Source organism: Streptomyces sp. DvalAA-14 (assembly GCF_900091855.1).
Lineage (GTDB): Bacteria > Actinomycetota > Actinomycetes > Streptomycetales > Streptomycetaceae > Actinacidiphila.
This window is the reverse complement of record NZ_FMCH01000221.1, coordinates 1-24,245: the sequence shown is the minus strand read 5'-3', so window position 1 is coordinate 24,245 and position 24,245 is coordinate 1. Positions and strand designations below refer to the sequence as shown.

Below are 24,245 nucleotides of genomic sequence, written 5' to 3'. Positions count from 1 at the left end.
CACGGCGTCGGTTGACGCTCTCCGTCAATCGACGTGCTCAGCCGGGGCGGCCGAACGCACCGTTGACGCCATGGCAACCCCCACCAAGATCCAGCCCCGCGCCCTCGTCCGTGCCTCCGGCGGCCCCCGCTATGCCGCCGCCCTGGCCGTGGACGCCCTCGGCACCGGCATGCTGCGGCCGTTTCTGCTGCTCTACGGGCTGACGGTGCTGAGGCTGTCCGCGTCGGTCACCGGCATCGCCATGACGGTCGGCGCCTTCGCGGGGCTGGTGTGCATGCCCGCTGTCGGCCGATGGCTGGACCGGGGCCCGCGCAGCACGGTCGTGGCAGCGTCGATGCTGGTGCGAGTGCTGGGCGTGGCACTGCTGCTGGCCGCCCCGGCGGGACACGTCTGGCTCTTCGCGACGGCGGCGCTCTTCCTCGGCATCGGCAATCAGGCGTGGCCGGCCGCCCACGCAGCTCTCGTGGCCACGGTCGCCCACGGCCGGGAACGCGACACCGCTCTCGCGGCAGGCCGGGCCCTGCGCAACGCCGGCATGGGCGCGGGCGCTCTCCTCGCCACCGCATGCCTGGCGGGCGGCACCACCGCGATGCAGGCGCTGGCAGCCGTCACCGGGCTCGCTTATCTCACTGCGGCGGCCTTGGCGGGGTCGGTTCACCTGCACGCCCCTCCGGCCGCTATTTCGGCCAAGGACAGGGCCGACCGGCCAGCACCGCGGATGCGCGCACTGCTGGCCGCCAACGTGGTCTACGTCTTCTGCCTCAACATCACCGAAATCGCGCTCCCCCTGGTCCTGGTGACACAGTTGCACGCGTCCCCGGTGTGGTCGGCAGCCATCTTCGTTGCGAACACGGTGCTGGTGGTCACGCTGCAGGTTCCGGTCACCGTCCTGATGTCCCGCTACTCCCGGCGGACCGTGCTGGCTCTCGCCGGCGTGGTACTCACCGCGTCCTACCTCGGCTTCCTCGCGGCCACCTCACTGGGACACGGCTGGGGCGCCCCCGCCGTCGCCACGGTGTCCGTGATCTGCACCATCGGCGAGATCATCTACGCCGGCAGCGCCACCGCGCTCGTCACCGCCCTCGCCCCGGCGCATGTCCTGGGACGCGCCCTCGCCCGCTTCCAGCTCTCCACGGGCTTCGGCCTCGCCGTCTCCCCGGCAGTCATCACCGCTCTCGCACCCCACGGCCCGGCCGCCCTCTGGGGCAGCCTCGCCGCTGCGACGCTCCTCTCCGCCGCGGCCGTCGCCACCGAGAAGGATCACGTGAAGGATCAAGGCACGGCTCAGCGGTTGCTGCCGCCGACACCGTTCCTACCGCCCAGCAGGGGATTCGACGCGGGCAAGAAGGTCAAGGGTCGCAATGACCCCAGGACCAGACTTCCGCGACTGGTACACCATGTGGCTAGCACTCCGGTAGATCTCAAACGCGGTCTTCAGGTCAGCACGGCCCGAAACACTGCCCCAAGTAGCAGCCCGCGCGCGCGTAGCCCCTGGAGACACGGCACGCTACAGTGGAACGGTGAAGACCATCACCCAGCGTGAGTTCCGCAACCACTCGGCCGCCGTTATGGACGCGGTGGAAGCGGGCGAGACCTACCACATCACCCGGAACGGTACCGAGGTCGCGGAGCTGCGCCCTATTCCGCGCAGACGCCATCTAAGCGCCGAGGAACTGGTGGCCCGGCATCGAAGGCTGCCGCGCGTGGACTACACGCACATGCGCCAGGAGGCGGACGACTTCTTCGGAACCGACGACCGCATCGGCGATGACGATCCCTGGGAGCGCGACCGTGGCTGACCGCCACCCGTCCGGGGTACTCGACACCTGTACCTACATCGATCTGGACCTGCTCGACCCCGCAGACCTGCCGGCACTCCCGGAAATCACCGCCATCACCCTGGCCGAACTGCACCAGGGCGTAGCCGTGGCCAAAGATCCCGCCGCCCGCGCCGCGCGCATGGAGAAGCTCGGCGCGGCCGTTGCCGACTTCGACGCCCTGCCGTTCGACGACGACGCGGCAGCACGCTACGGAACACTCGTCACCCTCACGATCGCCGCGCGCCGCGACCCCCGACCCCGCAGGTTGGACCTGATGATCGCTGCCATCGCCTCCGCCAGAGGGCTCCCCTTGTTCACCCGCAACGCCGACGACTTCAAAGGGTTGGACAGCACGCTGACCGTCCTCGCGATCTGACCGCGCCCGCTTTGGCTCCACCTGCAACGTCATCCCGCCCACAGGCGCTCTCACCAATCGGCCGCCTCGGGGTAGAAGCGGTAAGCCACTACGACCCCGGTGCAAAGAGGGGCCCGAGCGGGCCTGCAGGCGTAGAACTGCTCGGCGTGGTCGACATCAAGTTGACGGGCATTGCTCATGCCGCATCGTGGCCGGAGCCGGCACCACGCCGAGCTCTTGCAATATTTTGATGTCTTGCTGGTCTTTCGGGCGATTGAGGAACTGCTTGTAGGCGAGGACGTTTTCGATCCGGGCGAACGGAATGCCTCGGATGGTCTCGGCTCGGTCGATCAGCTCTGCGGCTTTCCAGTCATCGGATACCCATCCCGCGGAGAACTGGATACGGCCATTGCAGAACTGCGCGATGCGGGCATGGTTGGCCTGGCCGATGGATCGGACACCGTGCCGTTTGACCCGACACCAGGTCTTGCTGCGGGCGACGATGTCGAGGTCATGGATGTCCGCTCGCAGCCCTTTTGCTAGGAGGGGCCCGCTGCCAAAGATCACCATGTCGCTCAACTCCAGGTCGTACTCGTTGACCAGGGCGAGAAAATCATGGATGAGTGGATGCTCACGCAGGCGGGCGTTCTGTGAAAGATTGGGCATTTTCAGTCCTGGTGCGATCTTCGTTCCGGATGCTGCTGGATTCAGGCCCACGCTTGCTTTCGGGGCGCTTTTCTGCCTCACCCCAGGCGCGGATGAGCTCCGCTCGCTGCTCCGGCTTGGAGTCCTTGACCGCACTCCCGAGCCGGATGGTGTAGGCGCGTTCCCTCACCCAGATGGTCAGCACCCGTGTGATCGCCAATGTGAGGGGAATGCAGGCGGTTGCGACGGTGTAGATCATGACGGTCCCCGGGCTCCAGGCAGCGGCAATGGCGTCGTCATTTGCGTGACCTGGACGCCTAACTGACCTGCTCAAGGCCGTCGGCGATGACGCGCAGCGCCGATAGCTTGCGGATCGTGATTTCCAGCCGCCGGTCGGTGCCGATAATACCCTTATCCCTTAGCTTCCCGATGGCCTTCTTGACGGATTGGAGCTTGCGCTCGCCGAGCAAGGACGAGATTTCCGCCTGGCTCATAGGTACTCGTGAGCTGTCCTCGTCATCTTCGGCGACCCGCTCTCCGACGCCGTAGTCGACCAGTTCGGTCAGCTCAATGGCGAGCTGCTGCTCAATCGGGAGTTCTGATTCAGCGCGCTTGGCATTTGCTCGCTCGGTTCGCTTGTATGCCGCCGCTGACACGGCGATGAGGATGTCCGGGTGGGCGTGAAGGAACTCCAACCATGGGCCCTTTGGCAGGTAGACGGCCCTGACATCGTTGAGTGCGATGATGCTTGCCGACCGAGAGTTCCCGCTGAACACGCCGGCCTCGCCAACGATCGCGCCTTTCCCTCGGATATCGATGATCCGTCCCGGGTCGCCCTGTACGACCATGACATGGCCCTGCTTGATCAGTAGTGCATGGTCGCTCATCTCGTGTTCCTTGAAAAACGGCTCCCGACGGGCGCGGCCGAGCAGGTGCCCGACGGCTTCCATGTCAGCCAGGTCTTTCTCGGAGCAGTGGTCGCTGAGGTCATGCTCTTTCCAACGAGTTCCCCTGGACATGTACGAAAGTGTAGGACGACACCTTCGTAGGCGCAAGTGGATCCTCTGCGACGTCTATACGTACTCCTTGCCCTCTGGGTCTCCAAGCGGCAGCCAGCCCCACGACGACCGTCCGACGGATGAGATTCGACCACTGCGGCTTGACCTCGGACCGAAACGTGATCCCCACATGGGGGTCTGTCGGTCTTCGGTGGTGGTGGAGTGCCGCCACCGGTGCGGATGTGGTGGCGGAGAAGGGCGAAACCTGCGCGGCCGTGCAGGCTGGCGTCCAGTCGCTGCGCACGGCCAACCCGGACGTCTGCCACGGGCTCGGCGGTTTTTCGGAGACGGCCGACCGCTTGACAGTTGGGACGGCATTCGATGTCTCCAACCATGGTCAGGGCCCGGCAGACGAAGACGAACTCACTGGACGGAGTTGGCCTGTCGTCAAGGCCGGAACGAGCTGGCCCGCTGCCCTCTGCTCCGATTGCTCGACGCAACGACGTGCCGACGACGTCGAAACAGCCTGGCAACCCCTGCTGAGTGCCGTCACAACTCTCGACTGTCCCCCGCCAGCGGCGCGGCCTCAGCCTTGCCCACAGAGCTGCCGAGGAATGCCTTCTCGCGGCGCGAGCAGCAGCGGAAGCTGTGCTTTTCACAACCGCCCGCGCGGCACTGGCGGCCGGCTCCGCATTGCTGAGCACAATCCCGCCCCTTACCCACACGCTCAGGAGGCCAGCCGAGGCCATCACTCTGCCGTCAAGCGACGCAGCCACAACTCGGTCCTACGCGCCCGCACCACAGCTGGACGTCAATTGGCGCTCGCCCGGTGGTGTGGCTATGACGGCTGAGGCAGCCCCGGAGGGCGCCGGATCCGATAATGGCGGCCCGAAGTGGCCCCAGGGGTCGGCGTGACCCGGCCCGACACGTAGGTCGTGGTCCCTTGCTGAAAGAATTCAGCTGACGCGAACAGAGCGGGCGGGACGATGGGAAGAGCGAGTGGCGGCCTACCAGCCCCTGGGTGCGGTTTCGGCGACGGTCGCCACGGACGCCGGAATGCTCGTCTTGTGGGATCCCCAGCGGTTCAAGGCTGTCGTCGATTACGACACGTGGGAGGACGAACTCCTGGAGGACGAGGACATCGTCGGTCACATCGAGGCGGGTTCTCTTGTTCCGCTCAACGTCGGCGGAGACGGCGCGTTCGGTGTTCTGGTCCGTTCGGGCACTGCGGCCGCGCCGGCCACGTTGACCAAGCGGGAGACAGCCCATCAACTCGGCGCTTCCCAGCCCTACCTTTTCGTCTCCCGCGGTCGCGCGCTCGTGGGTGGCATCGAATACGTCAGCGGGGCCGCCTCGAGTGGCGTGATCGAGCGCCCCGTGCCCGAAGGCCGCTGTGCCGTGGTCATCCACCTGATCGACTGGCAGGCCGAAACAGGCAGCCAGGACGAAACCGGGCGGCCCGTTCCGGGAGCCCTGCCGGACTTCGTGGTACTGATCAACCCCGCTCAGCCCGGGCATGAAGCCTTTAGGACCGCGGTGAATACGTTCGAGGCCCCGAACGGCTGACGTGGGCGGACCCGGCTCAGGGCGCCACCCACTCGGAGCCCATGAGATCCGGGCCCGGGCGTTCGCAGTGAACCCGCGGAAGACCTCCCCGCAGAAGCTTCCCCTGCACCACATCCGCACCATGCACAGCGGTGCAGTGAGCCTTTTTCGACCTGCGCCGGTGGCTGTGCCGGGGAGCACTTGCCGGGCTGCTCCCGGGCTGAACTTCCCTCGGAATCCAGCCGCTCGGCGGCTTTGAGCACGTACTCGGGGAGCTTGGACGTGGCGGCTAGGACCTCGATGCCGATGAGACGGCCCAGCTCGTCGAAGTCGAGGTTGATCATGCCGTCGACATCGATCGGATCGCAGGGATGGGTATGTGCTGATCTCACGCTGACCTGCGGGTCGGTCAGGTATATGTAGGCCGCGTTCGCGGTCTTGTCGTAGGTGACCCTGACGTCTGCCACGGTGAGTGGGCTCCCTTGCTGTCGTTGACGGCGGCGTTGTCCTCGTCCTTGCGTTCGACGGCATCGTTGGCCTGCCCGCCGGCAACTCGGATCCTGGCGTGGGAGGAGTTCACTGCCCGCTTCCCGGCTGGGAGCGTGCTCCAGCGGCCCCGGTAAGGCACCCGGACCGTGCCGCGAGTTCCCTGAGACCTGATCGTCGACCGAGGACCGGGAGATCAGCCGGTCACCAACGCGGGGTCATGCCGGATGCAGCACGGCCGTGGCGATCTCACGCACGCGGTCTGGCGTGATGCCCTGACGCTGTTCGATGGCGAGGGGGTGGTCAGTGGGCTCCAATTCGATGAGGGGGCGCCTGCCGAGCGGTCGCGTATGGGCGTTGGTCTTCAAATCGGTGGTGCTCTCGGAGTAGAGCGCGAGCTCGGTGCTGAGCCAGCCGAAGTACGGCTTCTCGGCCTCGCGGCCCTCCGCGTTCCATACCTCAAGGGCCCGGGCGAAGTTGTCCTTGCTCAGCGAGACCCAGACGCCCCACGAGAAGACGTCCTCGGTGCCGATCACAGGTATCTCGATTAGGCCCCTGACGAAGAAGTGCGAGCTCTTGATCACGCACTGGTCGGACGACAGCATGCTGTCCGGATCAGTCTCAAAGCTCGGATCCCAGACATCAGGAGCCATGGTCGAGTAGCCCATGGGGGGCTTCGCGTGTCGGTCGCCGCAGTGTGAGCAAGTGAAGCCGAGATCGTCAGACATGGCGCGAGCCTAAGGGCTGTCCCATAATCCGCGGTGGATCAGCGTGCGGCGTCAGATGCGGTGCATCGCAAGGCGGTGGGTCGTCCTCATACCGGGTCGTATTCGGACGGGCCCGACAACGCAGCGAGGTGCCGTAGCTGTCGTCGCGCGCCCGCCGGGGATTACGGGACAGCCCTTGGCGACCACCCAGCACCCGGTAGTCGCCTCAGCGTGCCCTCTTCATCCAGGCTCGCTCGATGACGCCACGGCCCGTCGCAGACGGTGTGGCCCGCCCCGACGGCTGGTCGGAGGACGGCCGCCGGATGGCGGACACCAGCCCGCACGGCCGCCACGCGGTCGCCAAAGCCCTGCGCGAACTGACCGCTCACGGCTACTACCGCGTTGACCGAGTACGCCGCGACGACGGCACCTTCGTCGGCGAGGCCCACCTCTACGACACCCCGCAGAAGGCCACCTCACCGGGTCTCAGCCGTTCGGAACCCGGGCGGGGCGGCAGCCCGAAAACACCGGCCCCCTCGGCGCGTGAGCGCGGGCCCCGGGCTGCACCACCGGCTCCCGACCAGCTTGCCCGCGCGTGTGCTGCGGCACCTAGTGCTACCTGGTGCTACCGTGGAGCAATGACAGCGCAGCCCGAGATCACCCAGCGCGATCTGCGCAGCCGCTCGAAAGAAATCATGGACGCGGTCCAGAACGGGCAGTCCTTCACCGTCACCCGCGACGGGCATCAGATCGGCGAGCTGATCCCGCTGCGCCGGCGCCGGCGCTTCGTGCCGCGCTCGGAGTTCGCCGCGATGTCCCGCACCGCGTCGGACCTCTCGCTGGAGGCGTTCCGCTCCGACCAGGACGCGACCGCCGAGCAGGGGACGGACGACCCCTATGCCCGCTGAGTACGAGCAGGGCCTGCTCGACACCAACATCGTGATCCTGCGCAAGTGGCTCGACCCCGGGGAACTCCCCGCCGAGGTCGCGATCACCGCCATCACCCTGGCCGAACTCTCCGCGGGCCCGCACGAGGTGCGCAGGAACGAGGACCAGGACGACTACGACGAGCACGCGGAGCGAGCCCGTCGCCTCGACATCCTGCAACGCGCCGAGAACGAGTTCGACCCGATCCCCTTCGACGCGGAGGCAGCCCGCCTCTACGGCCGGGTCTGCGCAGCCGTGATCGGTACCGGCCGCAAACCGCGCCGCCGGGTCGCCGACCTCATGATCGCCGCCATCGCCATCGCCGAAGAGCTGCCCCTCTTCACCACCAACCCCGCCGACTACAAGGGGCTCGACGAGCTGCTCACCGTTGTCCCGGTCACCCGGCCCACCGTCCTGCACGACCGGTAAGAACTCCCGGCCGCACCGGTGCCGCACCGCCTGTGGCGGTCAGTTGACGCCACGACCCCGCCGAGGAAGCTGGCGGCCAGACCTCATTCTGCGGCTGAGCTGTCTATGCGGCCAGCTTGAGCCGCGGGTCCGCGCCGTACGGATAGACCCACGGACTCCCCTCGCCTGATTGGAGCCGTTCGACGGCGATCAGCGCGTCCGCGGCGGTCTTGCAGCCCGGATGCCGTACGGCGAACGCCTCGGCTCGGTCGCGCTGGGACGGCAGCCATGCGGCAATTACTCGGGGATCGCCGTCGGACCACCAGCTGAAATCGAGGTCCTCCCACAACAGGTCCTTGGCCCAACCCAGAACGAGGCGGACGACACCTGCGTCCAACCCAGGCCCGCGTAGCGCGGCCACATGGGCCAGCCACCGCTCCAGGCCGCCAGTCGCGTGGGCGATTCCCTCGATGAGGTCGGTGACGTCCCCCACCGGCCGGCCATCGATCACCCCGACCGCCAGCAACACCCCGAAAGCGCGCTCGACCGCCAGGCGCTCCACCGTCGGCCACTGCGGCAGACGCGCCCCGGAACTGCCGAGACGGCCCAACTCCAAGGCAGGGGTCGTCCTGTCGGACCCGCCGCCGGGACCCCATGAACGCAGCGCACGGGGCAGAAAGCGACGCCACAGAACGGCGTACTCGTCCGCGTCCCAATGGTCGACTTCCTTGCGCATGAATTCCCCGAGGAGATCATCCGACACGGTCGCGGAGTCCTCGCCCAGCGCCATCAGTTCCGATTCCGGAAAGCAGTGCGTACACCCGCTGACCGGACGATCCAGCCGAGGGGGTGAGGCGAAGGCCCGATCCACCTCGGCGAGCGCGTCACGCCACATCGCCGACGGATCGGAAACGTCGTATTCAAGCATCGAAGGTCAGTCCAAAGTCAACCATCAGACAGGAAGCGCCCGTCGCTCCCAGAACCGGCACCGGAAAAGGACCCGCCCGAGGTGCGTCGGTCCGGCCGCTTCCCTCACGAAGAGGCGCGTCCTGGACGTCATCGGTTCACCGGGCCCTCTTCGATGGCGATGTGGAGTTCCCCGTTCCCTCCCTCGTCGTCGCGGATCTGCACGTGGTTGTGTGCTGTGCGGTGTGCACCGTCACCTGTGCGTCGTGCTGAGCTGCACTGTTCGGTGGGGAATCGAACCCCCGCGCTGCTCCTCACGCACCAGGAGTGAGCCGGAAAACCGCCGGCCCTCGGTGCGTGCACGCCTCCGCTACGACTACCTGCTCCACATCGTCGCACCCTGCCGTACTCAGTCCAGGAGGTCAGCCTCCCAGTTGGTGCGCTGGATCCGCAGATCGAGCTCACGGATCTCACGGGCCAGCGCGTCAGCCTGCGACCGGAGTTCCGCGACGGGAAGCGCGGACAGCATGGTCAGCTCGGACCGGAGTTGGCGGACCGCCCGCTGGTCGCGGCCCGCAGCGGCCTCCGCTGCCGACGTGATCACTGCGTGGCGGAGCCGCAGTACGTCCCTTCGGGCGAGCGCGTCGGTGACGGTGCCGTCCTGGCCCATCGTCACTGCGGCGTTGGTCCGGTTGATCCGGCGGATCAACGACTCCAGAGTGTCGAGCACCCGGCCGGCCTCGGCCAGCAACACGGCCGCGTCCTCGGCAGGCGTCTCACCCTCCTGGAACCGCGCGCTGCCCACGACCCGCGAACGCAACTGCTCCACCCGCCGCGCGGCATCCGAACGCTCCGCCAACGCCTCGGCAAGCTTCAACCGACCCACCTCCATCGCTCCCCATCCCGCCCGAGTATGCGGAACACCTCCTGCTGCCGCACCCGCATTAACCGCCGCCGACAGCCGGAGCCGCACCAGGTCCGCACCGGCTCCAGCGGTGCGGAGAACGGTCAACCACGGTCAGTACCGACGCCGGCGACACCGCGGCCGGGCAACGCGAAGACCGCCGTACCCAGGCCTACTTCACGAAAGCCCCGGTGATTCCCAGGGTCAGAGAACGGGCTCGATTCGCGTCACCCCGCACCACCTCCGTGGCCGCTCCCGCCCAACTCCACGCCACCGATTGCCTTCAGTCGGCGTCGCAGTCGCATCAGGGCTCATCGGGAGGCTCGCGGACCGCTCGTGACGACGCGGCTCTCCCGGGAAGGCAGTCACCAACCTCGCCGTAGTGTGACGCCATGGATGAACCTCGGATCAAGGTGTACGGCTCTGACACCGAAATCACCATCGCAGCCAACGCCGCTGGGCTGCACGAACTTGCCGATCGCCTGCGTGGCCTCGCAGATCCCGAACTTCGAGACGGGTACCACGAGCATCTTGAAGGAGGCATCGACCTTCAGGAGGGATCGATAAGTCTGATCCTGGAGCGGGATGACAAGGTGCAGACCAACCCCGAGTGAACGCAGACCCAACCACCGCGTGCCCTCTCCGAAGCCGTCACGCGCCAACGCAACAACAGATTCCATCCGGGCGGCGATCGGTGGCAGCTCAGCGAAACCATCCTCCGGACCTCGAACGCCGGCCCCAGGGTGCCGGAGACCCGGGGCGAACCGTCCGGGTGAGATGTTCCCCGCAGATGCCAGCGTCACGGGGCTAAAGGGGAGGCGGGGGGTGCGCCTGCCAGTGCGGGAGGGGCAAAGGCTCGGCGTCGGTTGGCATCTCGGGTGCACCCCGCGCGGGCGCGGGACGCAAGGCGGCTGGCGCCAAGGATGCCGCCGGGGCGGTCGCGGCTCCGGCGGCGGTGATCAGGCCTGCGCCCCGGGCGGGCGAGGACGGTTCCGGACAAGGCGTGAACGCCGGATCCCGCCCGGCCGAACGATCCGATCCGATCAGACGGGATCCGGTGGATTCTCGGTGAGGCACGTCGAGAACGGTCGCCTCAAGTGGCCCCGGGGACTCTCACCACCGGCCTCAGAGCCCCACGTTGTCGAACAGGCTGGGGTTGAGGGCCGATGGCGGCTGGCGCAGTTGAGATGCCTGCTCGTAGTCGTACGCGTACCCCAGCAGCACGGGCTCGCTCCACGCCTTGCCCAGGAAGGCGATGTTGAACGGGCGGCGGTTGGCTGCCTGGTAGCCGGCCGGAACGCTGACCGAGGGGTAGCCGGCCTTGGCTCCGATGCCGGCGCTTCCGCTGTTCGCGAAGAGCAGGGTGGTCAGATTCTGGTCGGCCATCAGCGCGTCGATGCGGTCCTTGCTGTCCGCGAGGTCTTGCGCGCGATCGGCGAGGTACTTCGCGCTGTCGGCGCTGCCGGGGCTCAGATCCATGGCCTGCGAGGCGGTGGCGAGGACCTGGCCGAACTTGAGAGCTCGGCCGCTGTGGGCGTTGTTGTAGGCGACGACATCCGCGAGCGTCTTGGCCGGGGCGTTCCTCGGCAGCCGCGCGAGGTAGGTGTTGAGATCGCGCTTGAACTCGTAGCTCAGCACGGAGGAACCCCCGGGGATGCTGCTGGAGGTGCTCAGGGTGACGCTGACCAGAGTGGCGCCGCGCGCGGTCAGCACGGCGAGGGCCGCGTCCCACAAGGTGCGGTTGTCGGTGCCCGCGGCAGGCACTTGGCTGGCGACCACGCCGATCCTCGCTCCCCGGAGGGCGGTTGGGGACAGGTCCCTGGAGAAGTCGTGCCCCACCAGGGGGTTGGCGGCGGTCGCCGAGTCCTCCGGGTCCTCGCCAGTGACGACGGTGAGCAGGGCCGCGGCGTCCGCGACGGTGCGGACCAGTGGTCCGGCGGTGTCCTGGCTGGCCGCGATGGGCACGATCCCGGTGCGGCTGATCAGGCCGACGGTCGGCTTGACGCCGACGTCGGAGTTGGCGGCGGCGGGGCTCAGTATCGAGCCGGAGGTCTCGGTGCCGATGGTGAGCGTCGCCAGGCCGACCGAGGCGGCGGCACCGGGGCCCGCGCTGGAGCCGCTCGGCGTCTGGCTGACGTCGTAGACGTTGAGGACCTGCCCGCCGAGCGAGCTGTAGCCGCCCGGCATCCCGTTGGTGAGGTAGTTGGCGAACTCGGTGAGGTTGGCCTTGCCCAGGATGACCGCCCCGGCGGAACGGAGCAGTGCGACCAGAGGGGCGTCCTTGTCGGGGTGGGAGTCCTTCAGCGCCACGGATCCGGCCGTGGTGGGCATGCCCACGGCATCGATGTTGTCCTTGAGCAGTACGGGGATGCCCAGGAGCGGGCTGTTGTGCCGGCTCCGTCTGCGCCGGGCGTCGGCCTCCCCGGCCTCCTTGAGGGCGTTGGGGTTGAGGCTCCGGACGGTGTTGAGGCCGGGTCCTTGGACATCGAGGGCCCCGATGCGCCGCAGGTACTCCCGGGTGAGCTGAACACTCGTGATCCGGCCCGAGTCGAGCAGCCCGGCCAACTCGGCGACACCCGCGGTCTCGAGGTCGGCGGGGAACTTCGCCCTCGTCTTCTCCTTCAACACCGGGGACGGGGACGGGGACGGGGACAGGGGACGGCGACGGGGGACAGGGGACTTGGTCTCGGCCGAGGCGGGGCCGGCGGTCAGCCCCACCACTCCCAGGGCCCCGGCGGCGGCCGGAAGGGCACCCGCCAGGAGCAGGCGGCGTGAGGGCTCGGATCGCACCGGCTCTTTCGTGTCCATCTCAGGCTCCTCAGCGATTGGATCCAAAAATCACCTGCCGCCATGGAAGCCTCGGTACGTATCGGCGCCATTTCCCGGAGGGGATTTCTGGGTTTCGCACTCCTCCCTTCTGGTGGCGACGAGCGTCCAGCCCTTTGCCCGGCACCGCGCGGCCCGGCTTCGCGCCGACCGGCGACCGGCCGCGTCGATCTCGGCGAGGCGGTGCGGCGTGAGGCGGCGAGGCGGCCCCGCCCTCCGCTGTGCTCCCGCGGGCGATCGGTCAGGCCGCTGCGAAGGACGCCCCGAGGACTACGTCGGCCGGGCCGACGGACGTCCACTTCGGCCCGGGCAGTGGTCCGTGCGGATGTCCGGGAAGGTGTATCTCGTTGCCGCAGCACCAGTCGTGGTCGCCCTCGGAGCAGGCGGTGGCGGTGGCGGTGGCCGCCGACGGGGCACCGGCTGCGAAGTTCCCGGCCTGGCCGGTCCGGTAGGGGTTCTGCCGAGCGCCCGAGGCGACACATAGGCCACCGAGAAGGCTCCGCCCGACGCAACGTAACCCAGCGCCATCCCCGTGGCGCCAACCGCCGCGGACAGTGCCGCGCCGTCCGGGCATCGGCGGCCCCGGGTTGGGTTGGGCTGCGGAAAGTCGGTCACACCGCCCTGCGCCGTGGCGTGCGCGCCCCGCGCCCGGCCGCATCGCCGAGCCCGTGGGTGTTGACCACGGTGATCCGCCGCCCGGCTCGAAGTCCTCGGCCCAACGGATCACGTGGTCTCAGAAGTCAGCGAGCGGTGACCTGTTCGCGCAGGATGTCGGCGTGCCCGCAGTGGTGGGCCAGCTCGCGCAGGACTTGCAGGTAGACCCAGCGCAGCGTGCGCGGTCCGGTCCGGTGGCCGGTCACGACGGCGTCCAGCGGCAGGTCGGCGACCAACGCCCTGGCCGTCGCGCAGGCCTCCCGGTGGGCGGCGGTGACGGAGGCCACGGTGTCGTCGGCGGCGAGCCGGAAGGACTCGTCCGAGATCCCCACCAGGCCGAGCTCGCCACGGGACGTGCCCCCGACGCACTCCTCGAACCACACCCGCTGCATCCAGGTGACGTGCTTGACCAGCCCGAGCAACGTCGTCTCCGACGAGACGAGCCGCCGGCGCGCCTGCTCCTCGGTAAGACCGTCCAGGGCCCCATCGAGGGCGCTGCGGTACTCCTCCACGAACGCATCGAGCTGCGTGCGTTCGTCAGCCAGCGGCACATCGAACGAGCCCATCACAATCTCCCATCACGCGGTTGACCGTCTCACCTTCAACGGCATCTTCAACGGCACCGTCATCAAAACCGGAAGCACGCGAGCCTCAGCGGGCGAGCCCACCGGGGCCGGCTGAAGCTCCCAGGGCGGGTGCACGGCGATGTGGCCAGCCCGCCAGTATGGTCGGACATGACCTACGTGATCACCGCTGCTCACCCCGACGACGCCGCCACGTTGGGGCCCTTGCATTTGCGGAACTGGCTGCGGAACTACCTCAACCCAGACGCAGGGATCGACGAGTCCTGGATCCGTGAGCACCGCGGTTCATCCGCCACTGCCGAAGGCGTGACGCAGTGGCGGGAGTTCATCGAGGTGGCGAACCAGCCCTCCGCCCCGCACTTCTGCCGTGTCGTCCGGTCCGAGACGGACATCGTCGGCTATCTCTGCGGCCACCGGGAGGAATCTGTCACCCTCGGACCGATGTATCTGCTCGATCAGGCCCAGGGGCACGGACTCGGCGGCCACATGATGACCGAGTTCCTCACGTGGGCAGGACCCTCCCGCATCCGCCTGGGGGTGACCGAGTACAACGAACGCGCGATCCGGTTCTACCGACGCCACGGCTTTGAGGTCGCAGGTGAGCGCTACCTCTGGCGAGGGAGACTGCCGACTCTGCCGATGACCCGTGAGCCCCCGTCGGCCGCCGGCTTCAGCTGAACCCAGGTGCAGTGCAGTGAACGTGCGGGGGACGAATGCGCATCAAAAGGCCCATCGACGACGGCGAGGCCGCCAGGGTTCTGACGTACCTCGCGGTGATCCAGATCCGAGCCATGGCACGGCGCCGAGAGCCGTTCTTCGAATGGATGGGCGACGATTACGTCGCCTGTATCGGATGGCTCGCCGACCTCGTTCACAGTCTGGCGGGCGCCCCGCCACCGACCATGCGGCTGCCGTTCCCCCGGAGACGTCACCGCGTGATGGAACACACCTGGGCGGTCGCCGACGACGCCGGCCGGAGGTGGATCCTGGAGGCGCTGGAGCGGGAAGGACGTGCGTGGAACCCGCCGACGGGCGGGAAACCCGCGCTCGGCGGCCTCATCGCTCGCTGGGCTCGGTGCCGGGAAGGCGGGTGAGGGCCGACACGCCCGGCCGGGATCCGCACCGGGCCGTGCCGTCCGCCGTGATGCCGATCCGCGGTGCATCGCGTCCCGGGAGTATCCGGGCTCGCTGATTGCCGCTGGCCTCGCGGGCGCGGCCGGCGGGCCCTGCGTGCCCTCAGGTGCGGAGAGGCTCCGCTTGTACTGTGCAGACCTGAACGTCTGAAAGGAAAACCGTCGTGAAGACCTTCACCCTGCCCGGCACCGACATCGTCGCCCCGAACGTCGTGCTCGGCCTGATGCGTATCGCCGACAAGACCGACGAGGACATCCGCGAACTCGTCCGCACCGCACGTGATGCGGGTATCGACTTCGTCGACCACGCCGATGTCTACGGCGGCGAGCTGCACGAGTGTGAACGCCGCTTCGCCGACGCGATGGCGCTGAGCCCGTCGCAGCGCGACGAGTTCACGATTCAGACCAAGGCCGGAATCGTGACGGACGGGCCGTACTACGACTTCTCCTACGAACACATCGTCAAATCGGTCGAGGGCTCACTCGCGGCCCTGCGCACCGACCGCATCGACATCCTGCTGCTGCACCGCCCGGACGCGCTGGTCGAGCCGGAAGAGGTCGCCCGGGCCTTCGACGAGCTCGAATCCTCGGGCAAGGTGCGGGCCTTCGGTGTCTCGAACCAGACTCCGCGCCAGATCGACCTGCTGCGCAAGCACGTGCGCCAGCCCATCGTGGCCAACCAGCTTCAGCTCTCGATCACGCATGAGCCGATCATCGCTCAAGGGGTCGCTGCGAACATGCTCGCCGAGCGGCAGTCGGTCACCCTCGACGGCGGCGGGATCGTCGACTACTGCCGTCTGCACGACATCACCATCCAGGCGTGGTCTCCCTTCCAGGCCGGTTTCTTCACGGGTGTCTTCCTCGGCTCGCCGGACTACCCCGAACTCAACGCTGTCATCGACCGACTGGCCGGCCAGTACGACGTCCCGGCCATCGCGATCGCGACTGCCTGGATCACCCGCCATCCTGCTCAGATGCAGGTCGTGCTCGGCACCACGAACCCGGAGCGCGTCGCGGGCGCCGCTCAGGGCTCGGAACTTCGCCTCACCCGGGCCGAGTGGTACGAGCTGTTCCGGGCTGGCGGCCACCTCGTTCCCTGAGTCCGGATGCGGGGCAGCACCGGATCGTTCCGGTCGGACCGCGATCCGCGTGCGGCCCGCCCGGCCGTGCCGGTCAGTCCACCGTTGCGCAACTGGTCCTGTTCCGGCCCCTCGGGCAGGCGGTAGGGATGGACCTGCCGTCCGCCAACGGGCGGACGGGCGCGATCCGCTGCGGCGGCGACGGAAGGACTGTGACGACGATGCCACGTACCCGCTTGTTCGCGCAGGTCGACGTGTTCTCCACCGGTCCCTGGTCCGGCAACCCGGTCGCGGTCGTGCTGGACGGGACGGACCTGACGGACGAGGAGATGCAGCGCCTGGCGCGCTGGGCGAACCTGTCCGAGACCACGTTCGTGTTGCCGCCCACCGTCCCGGAGGCCGACTACCGGTTGCGGATCTTCACTCCCCAGGGCGAGTTGCCGTTCGCCGGGCACCCCACCCTCGGCTCCGCGCGCGCCTGGCTGGACGGCGGCGGCAACCCGCGGCACGACGACCACATCGTGCAGGAGTGTGCCGCCGGCCCGGTCGTGGTGCGCGCCGCCGACGATGCGACGTTGTCCTTCGCCGCGCCGCCCCGTGTCCGTGCGGGCGCGCTCGACGACGAGTATCTGGGGCGGATCGAGGCCGCGTTGGGCATCACGCACGACCGGGTCGTGGCCCACCAGTGGGTCGACAACGGTCCCGGCTGGGCCGTGGTCCAACTCCGCACAGCCGAGGAGGTCCTCGCCCTGGAACCCGACTTCTCCCGTCTGCCCGCGGCGATGGTCGGCGCGATCGGGGCCCACCCCCAGGGACACCACCACCAATTCGAGATGCGTACCTTCGCCCCTGGCGCCGGTGTGCCCGAGGACCCCGCGTGCGGCAGCATGAACGCCGGCGTCGGCCAGTGGCTCACCTCGACCGGGGCCGTGCCCTCCTCCTACCGGGTCGCGCAGGGCACTCGGCTGGGTCGGGCCGCAAGCATCGGGGTCACGGCCGACACGGACGGCACCGTCTGGGTCAGCGGCGCCGCCACCGTCCGCATCCGCGGCACCATCGCGCTCTGACGGCCCACCTTTCGCGGGGCCGGGACAGCAGCGTCATGGGGTGTCGGCGGAGAGCGTCTTCATGCTGACGTAGCTGGTCACCGTGGCCACACCGGGCAAGGTGGCCAGCTGGTTGGCGTGGAAGTCCTCGTAGGCGGGCAGGTCGGCCACCTCGACCTGGAGCAGGTAGTCGAAGTTGCCGGTGATGTGGTGGCAGGCGGTCACCTCGGGCAGCCCGACGACCCCGCGCTCGAAGGCGACCACGACCGGGCGGGTGTGCTGCTTCAGCCGGACGCCCGCGAACACCCGCAGAGCGCGGCCGACGGCGGCCGGATCGACCAGCGCCCGGTAACCGCGGATGGCCCCGGACTCCTCCAGGTGACGTACCCGCCGCAGGCAAGGTGACGGCGAAAGCCCGACCCGGGCGGCCAGATCGCTGTTGCTGATGCGTCCGTGCTTTTCGAGCACGGCCAGAATCGACCGGTCCACCTCATCCATGGGGCAGATTATTGCTCCCAGGACTCCACTACCACCATCACGCACCCGCCCAGCGCGCAATGTGCTGCCGAAGTTGCCAGGATCCGGCCGCAACGGGGCGCCGGTCGGTGACGCTTCCCGCAGTCGCACCGACCGTCCAGGGAAGGGCAGCAGCCATGCCGGGCAAGAGCACCATCGCCATTCACGCCGATCGCGAGGTCCATCCCAGCCGCGCGGTGGCACCGCCGATCTACCAGACGGCGGCATTCTCGGCCGACGACGCGGACAGCTTCGCGCGGGCTGCCGTCGACCCGCGGGGCAAGGACTTCTACACCCGCTTCGGCAATCCGAACCACGCACAAGTCGCCGCCGTCGTCGCCGCGTTGGAGAACACCGAGGCGGCCTTGGTCACCGCGTCCGGGATGGCCGCGCTGACCACCGCCGTACTGGCCGTGGTGTCCGCCGGTGATCACGTCATCGGGCAGAAGTCCACCTATGGGGGCACCGCGTCGGTGCTGCTGAACCTGCTTCCGCGCCTGGGGGTTTCCACCACCCTGGTGGACCAGACCGACCCGGAGGCGTTCGCGAAGGCACTGACGCCGCGGACACGCCTGATCCTGCTGGAGTCCCCGAGCAATCCGCTGCTGCAGATCACCGACCTGCGCGCCCTCGCGGACCTGGCTCGCGCGCACGACGTGCTCACCATGGCGGACAACACCTTCGCCACGCCGCTGAACCAGCGGCCGGCGGACTTCGGCATCGATCTGATCTGGCACAGCGCGACCAAGTATCTCAACGGACATGCGGATGTCTCCGCCGGAGTTCTGGCCGGGCCGGCGAGGATCCTGGACCGGATCTGGCACGTCGGCCTGCTCACCGGTGCCACGCTCGGCCCGATCGACGCCTGGCTGCTGCTGCGGGGCATGCGCACCCTGGCGCTGCGGGTGCCACGGCACAACGCCAACGGCCTGGCGCTCGCGCAGGCGCTCAGCGATCACCCGGCGGTGGCCGAGGTGCACTATCCCGGTCTGGCGACCCACCCGCAGCACGAGCTGGCCGCCGGTCAGATGAGCGGCTTCGGCGGGGTGCTCGGGATCGAGTTCACCGGTGGATCCGCGATGGCCGACGCCTTCCTCGGCCGGCTGCGCTACCCCCGCCGGTCGGCGAGCCTCGGCGGCGTGGAATCGCTCGCCGTGCACCCGGCTTCCATGTGGCGCGGGATGCTCAGCGACGACCAGCTCGCGGAATCCGTCCCGTTCGGCCTGGTCAGACTGGCGGCGGGCACAGAGGACACCGCCGACCTGGTCGCCGACGCGCTCGCCGCAGCCGAGGCGGCACTCGCCGCGGCTCCGACGACCTGAGCGGCCGCCCGCGCCGCCTCGCACACCCCGGGGACAGGCACCGGCCGGTGGCATAGCCTTCGGCCATGACAGATGGTCGAGCGGACCTCGAACGCCTCGCATCGGGCTCGTACGTCCTGATCACCACCTTCCGCCGGGACGGTAGCGAGGTCCCGACCCCGGTGTGGGTGGTCCGTGACGGTGACGCCCTCGGTATCTGGACAGTCGCCACCTCCGGCAAGGTCAAGCGGATCCGCAACCGCGCCGATGTCCTGGTGTCCGCCTGCGACATACGGGGCAACCCCTCGGGCGAGCCGGTCCCGGGACGGGCGGAGATTCTCGACCGTGGGCAGACCCGGCACTACCGCGGTCTCCTGGGACGCAAGTACGGGCTGCTCGGGCGGCTCACGCTCCTGGGCAGCCTGCTGCGGCGGGGCAAGGACGGAACCGTCGGCATACGGATCACCCTCGGCTGACCGAGCGGTACGGGCGCCACCGGCGCCACCGGCGCCACCGGCGCCACCGGCACGGTGCGGTGGGCCCGTGCCGGGGTCGGTGCCGGGGTCCGTCCGCGGCCGGACGCGTGCCGGGACCCGCCGCCGGTCGTCGGCGCGGCGGCGGGTCCCGGGGTCAGCGGGTCAGCGGGTCAGCGGGTCAGCGGGTCAGTGGGTCAGTGCGCGGTCAGGACGGGTCGGGGGCGGCCAGGACGCACAGCAGCGAGCAGGCCACCGCGGAGGACGGCGGGGAGGTGGCCGACGGGGTGCCGTTCGGGGCGCCCGCCGGGTAGTAGGTGGCGCTGGCGGTGTTCCTGACCGGCAGCGCCAGCAGGAAGGAGTTGCAGTAGACCTGCTTGGTCGCGCCTGCCGCCAGCGTGAAGGTGCCGGCCGCATGCGAACAGGCGGGCGTGATGGCGTCGTTGACGGTGACGCCGGACGCGTCCACCGGCCCGGTGTTGGTGAGGGTGATCCGCCAGTAGGCCGTGCCGAGCAGTTGCAGCAGGCCGACCGGACTGGACTTGGCCCAGGGGCCCGCGCCGCCGGGACCGCAGGCGTGCGGCGCGGAGACGGTGCAGATCTCCTTGTTCACCGTGATGTTCGGCCGGCACTGCGAGCCGGGTGCGACGGCGACGGAAAGGGGGTTGGAGGTCAGTTCGCCGGTGCCGTCGGTGCCGGTCGCGGTGTCGTCGACATGGGTGGTCGCGCAGTCCGCGCCGACGACGGTGCGCAGGCAGATCTGCGGGTCGTCGCCTTGGAAGGACGCGGTCAGCGCGGGGTGGTTGGTGGCGGTGAAGTCGCTGGTGTCGGTCAGGCTGAGCTGCACGGTCACGGTGATCGACGGATGATCGGCGGCCGAGATGCCGGACAGGTCGACGGTTCCGGTCGGGGAGAGCGGCGGGGTGGCGAGCACCGTGCCGCCGGGGTCCGTCACCGAGACGGTCGTGCCGGCCGGATCGGTGTGCGCCAGGTCCAGGCCGGTCAGCCGGGCCTCGGTGTAGGCGGCGACGTGCCCGGCGCCGCCGTCGCAGTAGAAGTCCGCGGGCTTGAGGGTGACGGCCGCGCCGCTGTGCAGGCACGGCGAACCGCCGGTCGCCGGGTCCATGGAGAACAGGACCCCGGCGTCGCCGAGGCCGATCAGGCAGCGGGTCGTCGCGTCGTACGCGTAGCCGTAGTCGCGGGTGACACCGCCGTTGACGGCGGGATGGCCGGCCACCGAGGGGAAGCCCGCGCAGGGCTGGGCATGCGTCCAGCTGTAGCAGACGGTGTCGCCGGGCAGCGGTCCGCCCCATACGCCGAAGTAGCTGCGGGTGTCACCGCCGGAGGTGACGACCTCGGGGGCGAAGACCAGGGTGCCGGCCGGCAGGGCGTCAAGTCCGGTGGCGGGCGCGGCCAGTGGTCCGCCGTCGAGCGTGTAGCAGCCGGTGGACGGGGCGCCGCCGGTGGCGTTGGTGGTGCACACGCCGTTCGGACGGCCCGCGGTGTCGTACGAGACGAAGGCGTCGTAGGTGTACGCGGTGGCGGCCGGGCCCGCCGGGTGCGGGGTGGTCCAGCCGGCGCACACCGCGCCGACGGCCGGGTCGAAGCAGCCGAGTGCGGTGACGCCGGGGGCCGTTGACCCGCCCGTGGTCGGGGACGACGAGGCGTAGACGCGTCCGTCGGCGACCGTCATACCGCCCTGGTAGAGGGCGTAGGTGTTGCCCGGCAGGTCGTGGTTGGGCGGCACGATCGCGGCGAACGGCTGCCCCGGACAGGGGGCGCGGCTGGCGATGTCCAGGCACAGCACCTGTCCGGTGCTTGCCGTGCCGTACGCCTTCCCGTTGTAACCGACCAGTCCTGCCAGTCCGTTGGCGCTGGAGGGAGTGCCGCCACTGGTCTCCAGGGGGACGAAGCCGCAGTTGGCGCGGGCGCCCATGTCCAGACAGCCCACCCCGACCGCGGTGGAGGTCGTCGCCGGGTAGTAGACGACGCCCGGCCGGGCGGGGTCGAGGACGTACTGCGGGGACAGCGGCGTGAAGATGTTCCCGGTGTCGCCCGAACCGAGTGGCCCCGACGCGGTGTTGAGCGGGCGCGGCCAGGGGCCGCCGGTGCACGGCTGGCCCGAGGACAGGTCGTTGCAGACCACCAGCCGGTTCGTTGGGCCGGTGTGGTGGTAGATGTTCCACGCCTCGACGTCACCGGACGGGTCGCGGTAGAGGATCGGGGTGAAGCCGTCGCCGCCGGTGGTGCGGGTCGCGGCCTGCACCGGCGGCAGCAGGTCGCTGCGCACGCCGGTCCCGGCGCCGGTGGTGGCCGGCCCGGTGCCGCGGACGGCGGTTGTCGCGGCGCCCTGGTCGGTGCCGGTGAAGGTGCTGCCGTCGGTGGACCAGGAGGGCGTCCAGCCGGGCGGCACGTGCAGTGAACCGGGCAGGTAGCTCTGCGCGGTTCCGGCGCCGGTGATCGGGTCGGTGATGGTCGCGGCGGCCGGGTCCCCGGTGGCCGCGTTGTGGTAGCCGACCGACCAGTTGACGGTGTCCCCGTGCTGGACGGGGAGTTGGCCGGGGCTGGAGATGTTCTGCGCGGTCTTCACCAGCGTGGACCCGCCGTCGGCCGACGGAGCCGGGCCGCTCGGAGCGCCGTCGGCCAGCACGGGCTGTACGGAGCCGGCGGCTATCGCGAACAGCGCCGCGGACACGGCGACGGCCGCTCTTCCGGCGAGCGGCCGCGGTCTGGCGGATGAGGAAAGGGATCGTAAACGTCGGAGCATGTATGTCCCCACCTTCGTCTGGACGGCAGCGGGCGCCAGGAAGCGCCCGCGCCGCCGAAAACAGTAGGGAGGAAAAACCCGGTCGTCACCTGTACGGGCGAAGGGAAAGGGGCGTTGAGCGCAACTCTTCGATTACTTTCGCCCAGGTGCCGGTAACTGCCCGATACCTGGCTTTATTTCGGCCGTAATGGTGCGTGAGAAGAGGGGTCCGGAAAAAGGAGCGAGGCGTACGACCGGCGCGCGGAGGGGCCAGCGCTCATCCACTGGCTCATCCGCCAACGCGCCCACGACGGCGGTCGAATTCCGACGAATTCGGCCGGGTCGAATACCGGTTCACCGCCGGCCGGTGTTCGGTGGCGAGCCCGACCTTTCCTGGCCGCTGGCAGCGGTCGCGGGACGAGGACAAAATTCGTTGGGGTCGCGGCGATGAGTCCGCCGGTGCCCGGGGGTCTACCTCCCGAACAGCACCATCAACCCCCTGGGAGTCAGGCATGGGCCTCGTCCATATCGAAATGTTCGCCACCCTCGATCTCGTCGCGCAGGCGCCCGGCGGTCCCGGCGAGGACCCGGTCGGGTTCCCGTTCGGCGGCTGGCAGGCGCCCCTGGTGGACGAGGTCTCCGGTGCGCAGGTCGGCGCCGCGTACGAGGGCACGGACGCCCTCCTGCTCGGCCGGCGGACCTACGACATTTTCGCCGCCCACTGGCCGCACCAGGAGGGCGGCCCGGGCAACGAGATCGCCACCCTCTTCAACAGCATCCCGAAGTACGTGGCCTCGCGCGGCAGGCCCGACCTCTCGTGGGCCGGGTCCACACAGCTCGGCCCCGATCTGGTCGGCGCGGTGCGCGAGATCCGTGACCGGCACGAGCACGTGAAGGTCGTCGGAAGCCTGAACCTGGTGCAGACCCTGCTGCGCGAGAAGCTCTTCGACCGTCTCGACCTGTGGCTGCACCCGATCGTGCTCGGCGTCGGGAAGAAGGTGTTCGACGGGGGCGCGGTGCCCACGAACGTCACGTTGCTCGACGCGCCGGCGGCCGGTCCGAACGGGATCGTGTACCTGCGCTACGGGCTCGCCGACGGTACGCCCGGGACGGGGGACAGTGAGCGCACCCGATCGCGGTGCCGGCCGCGACGCCTGAGGCCGCCCGGCGCCGGGCGGGCCGTGTCGGCGGCGGGGGATCCGCCGGGCCGGCAGGACGTCACGGCGTCGGTTCCCCGCCGGGGTGGTCGGCCAGGCCGTGCCGCCAGGCCCAGGCGATCAGCGCGGCGCGATCGCCCATCGCCAGCTTGGCCAGGACGTGGTTGAGGTGGGTCTTGACCGTCGCCTCGCTGACCACCATGGTCCTGGCCACCTGCCGGTTGTTGAGGCCCTGGGCGACGAGCCGGACGACGTCGATCTCCCGGCGGGTGAGGCCCTCGGCCCGGGGCGGCAGTTCGGGCGGGGCGGCCGGCGACCCGGTCGCGGGTGAGGCGGCGGCTTTCGGCTCCTCGACGAGCAGCTGGACCAGCCGCCGCTGGACCGCCGAGTCGAGGACGGTGCGTCCGGCGGCCACCTCGCGGACCGCGGCCAGCAGCGCCTCGCCGGTGGCGTCCTTGGTCAGGTAGCCGACTGCTCCCGCCCGCAGCGCCGGCAGTACGGCGTCGTCGTCGGCGTAGGTGGTGAGGATCAGCACCCGGACCCCGATGCCCGCGGCGACCACCTGCGCGGTTACCGCGGCGCCGTCCAGTACGGGCATCCGCAGGTCGACGAGGGCGACGTCGGGCCTCAGTTCCGATGCCAGCCGGACGGCGGTGCCCCCGTCGCCGGCCTCGCCGACCACGTCGAGGTCGTCGGCGGACGACAGGAGCAGGACGAGCCCGTCGCGCACCACCGCCTGGTCATCGGCGACCAGCACTCGAATCGTCACCCCTCCGCCTTTCCGCGCACGTCCGACGTCCGACAGCCGCCATCCGACATCCGGCGTTCGCCGTTCGGCTTCGGACGGCAGCCGGGCCGCTCAGGCCCCTATCTTCCCGCCCGCGGCGCGCGCCGCTCCCGGGCCCTCCGGCAAGGCCCCCGGCGCGGTCACCGAGCCGGCCACCGAGCCTGCGATCCCGGCCGCGGGATCGGCCGCGGGATCGGCCGCGGGATCGGCCGCGGGTGCCGGGGCCGCCGTCGCCCACCGGG

Annotated in this window: 25 protein-coding genes and 2 pseudogenes; 14 read left to right on the top strand and 13 right to left on the bottom strand. The window is 69.7% G+C overall.

Annotated elements, in window-relative coordinates; genetic code table 11:
* Positions 1-70 precede the first annotated feature (70 nt).
* The 3 genes and pseudogenes from GA0115240_RS11265 to GA0115240_RS11255 all read left to right on the top strand — a co-directional run.
* Positions 71-1,261, top strand: a pseudogene (locus GA0115240_RS11265) (MFS transporter); the annotation flags it as partial.
* A gap of 259 nt (positions 1,262-1,520) precedes the next feature.
* Positions 1,521-1,799: a type II toxin-antitoxin system Phd/YefM family antitoxin gene (locus GA0115240_RS11260; protein ID WP_093736535.1), complete on the top strand. Its 279-nt coding sequence runs from the start codon at positions 1,521-1,523 to the stop codon at positions 1,797-1,799.
* Entirely contained in the window at positions 1,792-2,196 is a 405-nt protein-coding gene (locus GA0115240_RS11255) for a PIN domain-containing protein (protein WP_093736534.1), read from the top strand. Before GA0115240_RS11260 ends, GA0115240_RS11255 begins: the two co-directional genes overlap by 8 nt.
* A gap of 156 nt (positions 2,197-2,352) precedes the next feature.
* On the opposite strand, the gene GA0115240_RS11250 is transcribed toward GA0115240_RS11255, so the two are convergent.
* The 3 genes from GA0115240_RS11250 to GA0115240_RS11245 are packed head-to-tail and all read right to left on the bottom strand — an operon-like array spanning position 2,353 to position 3,839.
* A complete protein-coding gene (locus GA0115240_RS11250) occupies positions 2,353-2,841 on the bottom strand; it encodes a hypothetical protein (protein WP_093736533.1) in 489 nt (162 codons plus the stop codon).
* Positions 2,807-3,079 carry a hypothetical protein gene (locus GA0115240_RS36125; RefSeq protein WP_141708802.1) on the bottom strand — a complete coding sequence of 91 codons (273 nt, stop codon included), beginning with the start codon at positions 3,077-3,079 and terminating at the stop codon, positions 2,807-2,809. Before GA0115240_RS36125 ends, GA0115240_RS11250 begins: the two co-directional genes overlap by 35 nt.
* 58 nt (positions 3,080-3,137) lie before the next feature.
* The gene (locus GA0115240_RS11245) at positions 3,138-3,839 is read right to left on the bottom strand and encodes a Crp/Fnr family transcriptional regulator (RefSeq protein ID WP_093736532.1); all 702 of its coding nucleotides are present in this window, start codon (positions 3,837-3,839) and stop codon (positions 3,138-3,140) included.
* A gap of 978 nt (positions 3,840-4,817) precedes the next feature.
* Between GA0115240_RS11245 and GA0115240_RS11240 the strand changes: the two genes are divergently transcribed.
* Complete coding sequence (locus GA0115240_RS11240) at positions 4,818-5,384, top strand: hypothetical protein (protein ID WP_093736531.1); 567 nt, start codon at positions 4,818-4,820, stop codon at positions 5,382-5,384.
* On the opposite strand, the gene GA0115240_RS37995 is transcribed toward GA0115240_RS11240, so the two are convergent.
* From GA0115240_RS37995 to GA0115240_RS11225, 3 genes and pseudogenes are all read right to left on the bottom strand, one after another.
* Entirely contained in the window at positions 5,324-5,830 is a 507-nt protein-coding gene (locus GA0115240_RS37995; RefSeq protein WP_256069711.1) for a DUF2283 domain-containing protein, read from the bottom strand. The genes GA0115240_RS11240 and GA0115240_RS37995 overlap by 61 nt on opposite strands.
* A gap of 65 nt (positions 5,831-5,895) precedes the next feature.
* Positions 5,896-6,015 (bottom strand): annotated as a pseudogene (locus GA0115240_RS35545) (IS5/IS1182 family transposase); the annotation flags it as partial.
* 52 nt (positions 6,016-6,067) lie between these two features.
* Positions 6,068-6,577: a DUF2199 domain-containing protein gene (locus GA0115240_RS11225; RefSeq protein ID WP_093736529.1), complete on the bottom strand. Its 510-nt coding sequence runs from the start codon at positions 6,575-6,577 to the stop codon at positions 6,068-6,070.
* A 617-nt stretch (positions 6,578-7,194) separates the two neighbouring features.
* Between GA0115240_RS11225 and GA0115240_RS11220 the strand changes: the two genes are divergently transcribed.
* Both GA0115240_RS11220 and GA0115240_RS11215 read left to right on the top strand, forming a co-directional pair.
* Positions 7,195-7,464, top strand: coding sequence for a type II toxin-antitoxin system Phd/YefM family antitoxin (locus GA0115240_RS11220; RefSeq protein ID WP_093736528.1), 270 nt, complete (start codon positions 7,195-7,197; stop codon positions 7,462-7,464).
* Positions 7,454-7,912, top strand: a complete 459-nt coding sequence (locus GA0115240_RS11215) for a type II toxin-antitoxin system VapC family toxin (RefSeq protein ID WP_093736527.1) — start codon at positions 7,454-7,456, stop codon at positions 7,910-7,912. The genes GA0115240_RS11220 and GA0115240_RS11215 overlap by 11 nt, the downstream gene beginning before the upstream one ends.
* Before the next feature lie 103 nt (positions 7,913-8,015).
* On the opposite strand, the gene GA0115240_RS11210 is transcribed toward GA0115240_RS11215, so the two are convergent.
* Both GA0115240_RS11210 and GA0115240_RS11205 read right to left on the bottom strand, forming a co-directional pair.
* A complete protein-coding gene (locus GA0115240_RS11210) occupies positions 8,016-8,819 on the bottom strand; it encodes a hypothetical protein (RefSeq protein WP_093736526.1) in 804 nt (267 codons plus the stop codon).
* A gap of 387 nt (positions 8,820-9,206) precedes the next feature.
* Positions 9,207-9,674, bottom strand: coding sequence for a DIP1984 family protein (locus tag GA0115240_RS11205; protein ID WP_093736596.1), 468 nt, complete (start codon positions 9,672-9,674; stop codon positions 9,207-9,209).
* A gap of 419 nt (positions 9,675-10,093) precedes the next feature.
* Between GA0115240_RS11205 and GA0115240_RS36120 the strand changes: the two genes are divergently transcribed.
* Positions 10,094-10,315, top strand: a complete 222-nt coding sequence (locus tag GA0115240_RS36120; RefSeq protein ID WP_141708801.1) for an Imm32 family immunity protein — start codon at positions 10,094-10,096, stop codon at positions 10,313-10,315.
* A 511-nt stretch (positions 10,316-10,826) separates the two neighbouring features.
* Here GA0115240_RS36120 and GA0115240_RS11195 read toward each other — a convergent pair.
* Together GA0115240_RS11195 and GA0115240_RS11190 are read right to left on the bottom strand one after the other, a co-directional pair.
* The gene (locus tag GA0115240_RS11195) at positions 10,827-12,509 is read right to left on the bottom strand and encodes an amidase family protein (RefSeq protein ID WP_093736524.1); all 1,683 of its coding nucleotides are present in this window, start codon (positions 12,507-12,509) and stop codon (positions 10,827-10,829) included.
* A 758-nt stretch (positions 12,510-13,267) separates the two neighbouring features.
* On the bottom strand, positions 13,268-13,747 hold the full coding sequence (locus GA0115240_RS11190) for a DinB family protein (RefSeq protein ID WP_093736523.1): 480 nt from the start codon (positions 13,745-13,747) through the stop codon (positions 13,268-13,270).
* Between the two features lie 168 nt (positions 13,748-13,915).
* On the opposite strand from GA0115240_RS11190, the gene GA0115240_RS11185 reads away from it, so the two are divergent.
* The 4 genes from GA0115240_RS11185 (at position 13,916) to GA0115240_RS11170 (ending at position 17,044) form a co-directional block, all read left to right on the top strand.
* A complete protein-coding gene (locus GA0115240_RS11185) occupies positions 13,916-14,443 on the top strand; it encodes a GNAT family N-acetyltransferase (RefSeq protein WP_093736522.1) in 528 nt (175 codons plus the stop codon).
* 35 nt (positions 14,444-14,478) lie between these two features.
* Positions 14,479-14,859: a hypothetical protein gene (locus GA0115240_RS11180; protein WP_093736521.1), complete on the top strand. Its 381-nt coding sequence runs from the start codon at positions 14,479-14,481 to the stop codon at positions 14,857-14,859.
* Between the two features lie 203 nt (positions 14,860-15,062).
* A complete protein-coding gene (locus GA0115240_RS11175) occupies positions 15,063-15,998 on the top strand; it encodes an aldo/keto reductase (RefSeq protein WP_093736520.1) in 936 nt (311 codons plus the stop codon).
* 200 nt (positions 15,999-16,198) lie between these two features.
* Positions 16,199-17,044, top strand: coding sequence for a PhzF family phenazine biosynthesis protein (locus tag GA0115240_RS11170; RefSeq protein ID WP_093736519.1), 846 nt, complete (start codon positions 16,199-16,201; stop codon positions 17,042-17,044).
* A gap of 33 nt (positions 17,045-17,077) precedes the next feature.
* Here the strand turns inward: GA0115240_RS11170 and GA0115240_RS11165 are convergent, their stop codons facing one another.
* Positions 17,078-17,521 (bottom strand): Lrp/AsnC family transcriptional regulator, encoded by a 444-nt coding sequence (locus GA0115240_RS11165; protein WP_093736518.1) that lies wholly within the window; start codon positions 17,519-17,521, stop codon positions 17,078-17,080.
* Between the two features lie 155 nt (positions 17,522-17,676).
* Between GA0115240_RS11165 and GA0115240_RS11160 the strand changes: the two genes are divergently transcribed.
* Together GA0115240_RS11160 and GA0115240_RS11155 are read left to right on the top strand one after the other, a co-directional pair.
* Positions 17,677-18,861 (top strand): trans-sulfuration enzyme family protein, encoded by a 1,185-nt coding sequence (locus tag GA0115240_RS11160; protein WP_093736517.1) that lies wholly within the window; start codon positions 17,677-17,679, stop codon positions 18,859-18,861.
* Between the two features lie 65 nt (positions 18,862-18,926).
* Positions 18,927-19,316 (top strand): PPOX class F420-dependent oxidoreductase, encoded by a 390-nt coding sequence (locus GA0115240_RS11155; RefSeq protein ID WP_093736516.1) that lies wholly within the window; start codon positions 18,927-18,929, stop codon positions 19,314-19,316.
* A 205-nt stretch (positions 19,317-19,521) separates the two neighbouring features.
* Here GA0115240_RS11155 and GA0115240_RS11150 read toward each other — a convergent pair whose 3' ends face one another.
* Positions 19,522-22,008 (bottom strand): DUF7617 domain-containing protein, encoded by a 2,487-nt coding sequence (locus tag GA0115240_RS11150; protein WP_093736515.1) that lies wholly within the window; start codon positions 22,006-22,008, stop codon positions 19,522-19,524.
* Between the two features lie 563 nt (positions 22,009-22,571).
* Between GA0115240_RS11150 and GA0115240_RS11145 the strand changes: the two genes are divergently transcribed.
* Complete coding sequence (locus tag GA0115240_RS11145; protein WP_237554785.1) at positions 22,572-23,384, top strand: dihydrofolate reductase family protein; 813 nt, start codon at positions 22,572-22,574, stop codon at positions 23,382-23,384.
* On the opposite strand, the gene GA0115240_RS11140 is transcribed toward GA0115240_RS11145, so the two are convergent.
* The gene (locus GA0115240_RS11140) at positions 23,278-23,985 is read right to left on the bottom strand and encodes a response regulator (RefSeq protein ID WP_093736514.1); all 708 of its coding nucleotides are present in this window, start codon (positions 23,983-23,985) and stop codon (positions 23,278-23,280) included. The genes GA0115240_RS11145 and GA0115240_RS11140 overlap by 107 nt on opposite strands.
* Positions 23,986-24,245 lie beyond the last annotated feature (260 nt).

What these genes read in the sequence shown, in the direction of transcription:
- GA0115240_RS11160 (WP_093736517.1), top strand. Translation starts at nt 17,677, where the DNA reads ATGCCGGGCAAGAGCACCATCGCCATTCACGCCGATCGCGAGGTCCAT.
- GA0115240_RS11190 (WP_093736523.1), bottom strand. Translation starts at nt 13,747, where the DNA reads ATGGGCTCGTTCGATGTGCCGCTGGCTGACGAACGCACGCAGCTCGAT.
- GA0115240_RS11155 (WP_093736516.1), top strand. Translation starts at nt 18,927, where the DNA reads ATGACAGATGGTCGAGCGGACCTCGAACGCCTCGCATCGGGCTCGTAC.
- GA0115240_RS11170 (WP_093736519.1), top strand. Translation starts at nt 16,199, where the DNA reads ATGCCACGTACCCGCTTGTTCGCGCAGGTCGACGTGTTCTCCACCGGT.
- GA0115240_RS11165 (WP_093736518.1), bottom strand. Translation starts at nt 17,521, where the DNA reads ATGGATGAGGTGGACCGGTCGATTCTGGCCGTGCTCGAAAAGCACGGA.
- GA0115240_RS11250 (WP_093736533.1), bottom strand. Translation starts at nt 2,841, where the DNA reads ATGCCCAATCTTTCACAGAACGCCCGCCTGCGTGAGCATCCACTCATC.
- GA0115240_RS36120 (WP_141708801.1), top strand. Translation starts at nt 10,094, where the DNA reads ATGGATGAACCTCGGATCAAGGTGTACGGCTCTGACACCGAAATCACC.
- GA0115240_RS11220 (WP_093736528.1), top strand. Translation starts at nt 7,195, where the DNA reads ATGACAGCGCAGCCCGAGATCACCCAGCGCGATCTGCGCAGCCGCTCG.
- GA0115240_RS11225 (WP_093736529.1), bottom strand. Translation starts at nt 6,577, where the DNA reads ATGTCTGACGATCTCGGCTTCACTTGCTCACACTGCGGCGACCGACAC.
- GA0115240_RS11180 (WP_093736521.1), top strand. Translation starts at nt 14,479, where the DNA reads ATGCGCATCAAAAGGCCCATCGACGACGGCGAGGCCGCCAGGGTTCTG.
- GA0115240_RS11210 (WP_093736526.1), bottom strand. Translation starts at nt 8,819, where the DNA reads ATGCTTGAATACGACGTTTCCGATCCGTCGGCGATGTGGCGTGACGCG.
- GA0115240_RS11145 (WP_237554785.1), top strand. Translation starts at nt 22,572, where the DNA reads ATGGGCCTCGTCCATATCGAAATGTTCGCCACCCTCGATCTCGTCGCG.
- GA0115240_RS36125 (WP_141708802.1), bottom strand. Translation starts at nt 3,079, where the DNA reads ATGATCTACACCGTCGCAACCGCCTGCATTCCCCTCACATTGGCGATC.
- GA0115240_RS11195 (WP_093736524.1), bottom strand. Translation starts at nt 12,509, where the DNA reads ATGGACACGAAAGAGCCGGTGCGATCCGAGCCCTCACGCCGCCTGCTC.
- GA0115240_RS11245 (WP_093736532.1), bottom strand. Translation starts at nt 3,839, where the DNA reads ATGTCCAGGGGAACTCGTTGGAAAGAGCATGACCTCAGCGACCACTGC.
- GA0115240_RS11185 (WP_093736522.1), top strand. Translation starts at nt 13,916, where the DNA reads ATGACCTACGTGATCACCGCTGCTCACCCCGACGACGCCGCCACGTTG.
- GA0115240_RS11215 (WP_093736527.1), top strand. Translation starts at nt 7,454, where the DNA reads ATGCCCGCTGAGTACGAGCAGGGCCTGCTCGACACCAACATCGTGATC.